This window comes from Anaerobranca gottschalkii DSM 13577 (genome assembly GCF_900111575.1).
Classification (GTDB): Bacteria; Bacillota; Proteinivoracia; order Proteinivoracales; family Proteinivoracaceae; genus Anaerobranca; species Anaerobranca gottschalkii.
Window position 1 is genome coordinate 1 of record NZ_FOIF01000084.1, and the last position, 6,099, is coordinate 6,099.

6 protein-coding genes and 1 pseudogene are annotated in these 6,099 nt (G+C 32.8%); 6 read left to right on the forward strand and 1 reads right to left on the reverse strand.

Annotated elements, in window-relative coordinates; all coding sequences use genetic code 11:
- The first annotated feature begins 269 nt into the window (after positions 1-269).
- From BMX60_RS11405 to BMX60_RS11415, 3 genes are all read left to right on the forward strand, one after another.
- Positions 270-1,658 (forward strand): TldD/PmbA family protein, encoded by a 1,389-nt coding sequence (locus BMX60_RS11405; RefSeq protein ID WP_091351564.1) that lies wholly within the window; start codon positions 270-272, stop codon positions 1,656-1,658.
- 3 nt (positions 1,659-1,661) lie between these two features.
- Positions 1,662-3,014 (forward strand): TldD/PmbA family protein, encoded by a 1,353-nt coding sequence (locus BMX60_RS11410; RefSeq protein ID WP_207648446.1) that lies wholly within the window; start codon positions 1,662-1,664, stop codon positions 3,012-3,014.
- A gap of 115 nt (positions 3,015-3,129) precedes the next feature.
- Positions 3,130-3,855 (forward strand): ZIP family metal transporter, encoded by a 726-nt coding sequence (locus BMX60_RS11415; protein WP_091351565.1) that lies wholly within the window; start codon positions 3,130-3,132, stop codon positions 3,853-3,855.
- Between the two features lie 319 nt (positions 3,856-4,174).
- Here the strand turns inward: BMX60_RS11415 and BMX60_RS12145 are convergent, their stop codons facing one another.
- Positions 4,175-4,336 (reverse strand): hypothetical protein, encoded by a 162-nt coding sequence (locus tag BMX60_RS12145; protein WP_177159807.1) that lies wholly within the window; start codon positions 4,334-4,336, stop codon positions 4,175-4,177.
- A gap of 155 nt (positions 4,337-4,491) precedes the next feature.
- On the opposite strand from BMX60_RS12145, the gene BMX60_RS11420 reads away from it, so the two are divergent.
- The 3 genes and pseudogenes from BMX60_RS11420 to BMX60_RS11430 form a co-directional block, all read left to right on the forward strand.
- Positions 4,492-5,343, forward strand: a complete 852-nt coding sequence (locus BMX60_RS11420) for a methyl-accepting chemotaxis protein (protein ID WP_091351566.1) — start codon at positions 4,492-4,494, stop codon at positions 5,341-5,343.
- 72 nt (positions 5,344-5,415) lie between these two features.
- Positions 5,416-5,760, forward strand: a complete 345-nt coding sequence (locus tag BMX60_RS11425) for an FMN-binding protein (RefSeq protein ID WP_091351567.1) — start codon at positions 5,416-5,418, stop codon at positions 5,758-5,760.
- Between the two features lie 159 nt (positions 5,761-5,919).
- Positions 5,920-6,099 (forward strand): annotated as a pseudogene (locus tag BMX60_RS11430) (hypothetical protein); the annotation flags it as partial.

Sequence of the window (6,099 nt, forward strand, 5' to 3'; positions counted from 1 at the left end):
TTATAATCATCTCCTTATGAGATAATTATAACATATATTTATTTTAATAGTAGTATAATTTGTTAAAATTTTTGATATTCTTTCCTGTTTTTATTTATTTTTATGACTATATAATAAAGTTTTGCCTAGAAGGATAATACTAAAATACTATTAAGATTAATTTTGAGTATAATAAAATTTTTAAAATGTACAAAAAATAGAAGGAATATCTTTATTTTTATAGAAGTAATAATTAGAGTCGCGAAATTTATTTTAAAGGGGGTCACAAGATGTTAGATAAAGGATTAATTCAAGAAGTTCTTGATGAAGCATTAAAAACAGGTGGAGATTTTGCCGAAATATTTGTTGAAGATACTCAATCCACATCAATTTTACTTTTAGGTGGTGTTGTTGAAGAAAGCAATTCAGGAAGGGATTACGGAGTAGGTATTAGGATCTATTATGGCTTAAATTCAGTTTATGCCTATACCAACGATAGCTCTAAAGAAAATCTCCTCAAAGTTGCCAAAACAGCTGCTGCCGCTATAAAGGGGACAAAGGGAGATTTAACAATTAACCTAACTACTAGCACTATAGAAAATAACCATCTTGTAAAAAAACTGCCAAATACTATTTCTAAAAAAGAAAAAGTTGATGTTATGAAAAGGGCATACTTTGTAGCTAAAAATTATAGTCCAGAAATTACTCAAGTTATTGTTCGCTATTTAGATGTAGATCAAAAGGTTCTTATTGCTAATAGTGAAGGTTTATTTGTGGAAGATAGAAGGGTAAGGACCCGTCTGCCCATTGAAGCAATTGCTTCTAAAGGAACGGAAAAACAATCGGGTTTTTATGGACCAGGGGCCCATAAGGGATTTGAATTTTTTGAGGATATAGATATAGATTATTATGCAAAGGAAGCTGCTAGAATCGCAGTAACAATGATTAATGCTGATCATTGTCCTAGTGGAAAAATGCCAGTAATCATAGATAATGAATTTGGTGGTGTTATTTTCCATGAGGCTTGTGGTCACGGCTTAGAAGCTACTTCAGTTGCCAAAAAGACTTCAGTTTTTGCTGATAAACTAGGAGAATTGGTCGCTTCAGAATTTGTTACTGCTATAGATGATGGAACTATACCAAATGCTTGGGGATCTTCCAATATCGATGATGAGGGGATGAAAACCCAGAAAAATATATTAATTGAAAATGGAATTTTAAAGGGTTATATGATAGATAGATTAAATAGTCGCCGTATGGGTATGGCTCCTACGGGAAATGGTAGAAGACAAAGTTATAAATTTGCTCCAACTTCTAGGATGACTAATACTTATATTGCACCTGGGAAATCAACACCTGAAGAAATTATTAGTAATACAGAATATGGACTTTACGCTAGATACATGGGTGGAGGTTCAGTAAATCCTGCTACTGGTGAATTTAATTTTGCAGTAAATGAAGGTTATATAATTAAGAATGGAAAAATTCACAAACCAGTGCGCAGTGCTACGTTAATTGGTAGAGGTATAGAGGTATTGAAAAAGATAGATATGGTCGGCAATAACTTAGGCTTAGGTCAAGGAATGTGTGGCTCTGTTAGTGGGTCAATACCTGCTAATGTAGGGCAACCAATGATCAGGGTTTCAGAAATGACTGTTGGTGGTAGAAAGGGGGAGTAAAAGGTGAATATCCAAAACTTTAAAGATAAGTTATTTGCTAAAGGTAAAGAACATGGTTTTACAGATATGGAAATTTACTTTACTAGAAGTAATAATTTCAGTGTGAAAATTTTCAAAGGTGAAGTAGATGATTACTCTGTAGCAGATGAATCTGGTTTAGCCTTTAGAGGTTTATATAAAGGGAAAATGGGTTATTCTTTCACAGAAAAGGTTGACGAAAGCTCTATCGATATTTTGGTAGAAGAAGCAAAGGGAAATGCTATGATAATTGAAGATGAAGATGAGGTGGAAATTTTCTCTGGATCACCACAATACAGTGATTATGATGGATATAATCCAGAATTAGAAAATTTTACTGCGGAAATGAAGATACAGTTTGCTAAAAAGCTAGAAGAAGCTGCTTTTGCTCAAGATAAACGGGTAGTCGCTGTAAATTACTGTTTGATGGCTTCCGGTGAAGGAGAGAAAATAATCAGCAATACCAAAGGTTTAGAAAAGAGGGCAAAAGATAATTTGGCATATACATATCTTTCTGTTGTTGTTAAAGATGGGGAAAACATCAAAACTGGAGCTAAGTTTTTAGGTTCTACCCAAATAGAAGACTTCAATGCTGAAGAAATTGCTAAAAAGGCAGTTAATGAAGCTTTAGCAATGTTAGGGGCAGAAACAGTAAAGTCCAAAACATATCCAGTTATTTTTAGAAATGATATGGCAAACAGCTTATTGGCAACCTTTAGTTCAATTTTTTCAGCAGAAAATGTACAAAAGGATTTGTCTCTATTAAAAGGTAAAATTGGAGAAATTATTGCCAATGAAAAGGTTACATTAATCGATGATCCTTTAATGAAAAATGGTTTAGCTTCTACACCTTTCGATGCCGAAGGGGTCGCAACATATACTAAAGAAATAATTAGTCAAGGAAGATTAAACACTTTTCTTCATAATTTAAAAACAGCTAAAAAAGATCGAGTTAAATCCACTGGGAATGGGTATAAGGCTTCTTTTAAAGGAGCTGTAGGAATTGCCCCAACTAATATGTATATTAAACCAGGGAATAAAACCTTTGAAGAATTAGTTGCAACTATCGATGAAGGATTAGTAATTACAGAGGTACAAGGTTTACATTCCGGTACTAACACCGTAAGTGGCGATTTCTCATTAGCTGCCCAAGGGTTTCTCATTGAAAAAGGTAAAATTGTAAGACCTGTAGACCAAATAACAATTGCAGGTAACTTTTACGAAGTATTACAGGATATTGAAGAAGTAGGAAATGATTTAGAATTTGGTTTACCTTCTAGGGGATATTTTGGATCACCATCATTGAAAATCAAAAAAATTGCAGTATCAGGTAAGTAAACCTATAACCCTCATTTATTAAAAAATAAATGGGGGTTAGTAATAATTATTGTTATCGATGAAAGTTTTATGGTATAATTAGTTAATTAGTTAATAATGTAGAGGAGGTGATTTTTTGTTAGAAGATTTAATTGTAAGTTCTTTAGCAGGTTTAGCAACTGCTGTTGGAGCATTAATAGTTATTTTATTTAAAAAAATTGGGGAAAAATTTATATTTTCTACTATGGGATTTGCTGCAGGGATTATGATTGCCGTATCTACATTAGAACTTATTCCAGAAGCAGCGGAACTAGGAGGAAATTTCAATACTGCACTTGGCTTTACTTTAGGAGTTATACTAATGTATTTGTTAGATATTTTTGTACCCCATTCCCATATTGGTTCCGGAGAGATGGAAAATGATGAAAAAAGCAAATTTAAAAAAATGGGTTACTTTATATTTTTAGGGATAGCCTTACATAATTTACCTGAAGGTTTAGCTATTGGAGCAGGATTTGAGGCCCAAAAATCACTGGGAATGTCTATAGCCATAGCTTTAGCGATACATAATGTGCCGGAAGGAATGGCAACAGCTGTACCCTTATTGGCTGGTGGTGTTAGTAAATTAAAAGTTGTTATATTAACTTTAATTGCAGGGATGATGACTCCAATAGGGACTTTTATAGGTATGTTACTTTTTCAAATATCTGAAAGTTTTATAGCTATTGGTTTAAGTTTGGCAGCAGGTGCCATGATATATATCGTTTCCGATGAGTTAATACCCCATTCTCATAGTGGGCATTCTCACTGGGGAAATTTTGGGCTACTCTTAGGATTTTTACTAGGCTTTTTGATATTATAAATTTGAAAATGGCATTTCGCCACTTTACAGACTGAAGACAAACTATAGACAAAGTCATCATCAGCTGTGGTAATTAAACAAAGATACGATTAAGTCGAGGAGATAGATTTAAGAGCTGATTAGATAAAAGGAAGAAGGGGTGAGGAACAAGACGTTCCAAAAGCTCTATTGAGCCATGGACGGCGAATTAGAGCGGTACCCTTCTTCCTTTTAGATAGAAGCCTTAAATCTCGACGGAGACTTTGTTAGAATGTTTAATTACCACAGCCTTTAAAAAATGACTTTGTCTACAAACTGAAAGTGGCATTTAGCCACTTTATTATTTTACTGATGGTCTAGCTGTATCTAAAAGCCCTAAAACGATGTGAGCTAATCCAAAACCTAAAATTCCAGCTCCTAATTCTCCTCTAATATACCATCCTATTAGGGAAACAATAATTCCAAGACCTACTACAGTATAGCTAGTAGTTTTAGCACCCATTTAATTCGCCTCCTAAAATTTATTCATTGATATTTTAAACAGAATTTATTATTTATATACATACGTTAATTATACAAGGTAAAAATTTCCTTGATGTTATTCTGTATTAAGGTGTATAATTTAAGTATCTTAATAATGTTCTAGGAGGTAATCTAATGAAGGTAGGGATTATAGGAGCTGGAGTTGGTGGAACATCAATTCTTAAAATTTTAAGTGAACTGAATACTGTAGATGTACTTTGGATAACAGATATTAACAGCCATGCGGAAGGGATAAAATTTGCAAAGGAAAAGGGGATAAGAACAGGGGATGATTTTTTAAATTTTTTACATAGCCTTCCTGTAGACTGTATTATTGAAGCTACTGGCGTAGATAAGGTAAAAAGAATATTGATGGAAAATGTTCCAGAAAATATAACAGTTATTGATGGACAAGCTGCTAATTTATTAATGGAAATAGTATCCGGTAGGGATAATTTAATTAAAGAACTAAAAAATATGGCTTTTAAACTTGAGCAAGATTTGACAAACCTTAACCAAGGGATTTTAGATGTAGGTAAAGTATTGGAAGAAATAAAAAATGGTACATATGATTTATCTCAAATGGGTGAAAGGTTAGTAGAAGAATCCTATAAAACAAAGGAAGCTTTTAATAGAACCCAAGAAATTTTAGGATTTATAAAATCTATTAGTAAACAAAGTAAAATATTAGGTATAAATTCTGCCATAGAAGCTGCTAGGGCTGGAGAATTAGGGCGTGGCTTTGGTGTTGTAGCAGAAGAAATTAGAACTATGGCTGATTCATCAGAAAAATCAGTAGAAGAGATACAACAGGTGATATTAGACATTCAAAATAACATGGATGGAGTTCAAAAGGGAATAAATATTGCCTCAGATGTTGCCCATAAACAAGCGGAAGCTACAGAACGGGCTAGTATTTTGTTGAAAAAATTATCAAGTATTTCCAGAGAAATAAAAGAGTTTGCCGAAGAATTAGTTTCTCTGTAATTTCCTTTGTTTTTGTATATTAGAAATAGAAATTGTGTAAAACTAACAATATAAAATAAAGGAGGTAATATTATGAAGAGGTTTTTTTGGCTTTGTGTTACCTTGATTATATTGTTAGTTTTTACAGGTTGTGGGAGAAGTAGTACTGGAAAGTACAAAGATGGAGTTTATAATGGAATAGCTCAAGGTTATGGAGGGGAGATAGAAGTACAAGTAACGATAAATGGGGGAAAAATTACTGATATTCAAATTGTAAGGGAACAAGAAACACCTGGGATTTCTGATACTGCTAAAGTGCAAACAATAGAAAGGATTATTCAAAAGGGAAGTACAGATATAGATTTGGTTTCTGGAGCAACAGCTACCAGTAAAGGAATTAGGGATGCCGTTGAAAATGCATTACAACAAGGGAAATAACACCAAAGCAAGATTATAGTGTTTTAATACACTAAATCTTGCTTTTTCTCATAGTGTAAAATTGTTGTAGGAAAAATACAAATAAAAAAACACAAGAGACCACTCTTTTTGGTAAAATAAAAATTGACAAAACAAAACAATCAAAAAGGAGGGTCTCTTGTGAATATAATTATACAACAAAAATGCGAAGAATTCATCAATAAAGTTTTAGAATTTTTTTCAGAAGATGAAACTCGAATAATGGAGGAAATAGAAACAAATTTAAAAGAGCTAACAGATAATTTTATACTGGAGATGATGAGAACTTATTTTGAATTGATTGATAGAAAAATTGTTGAA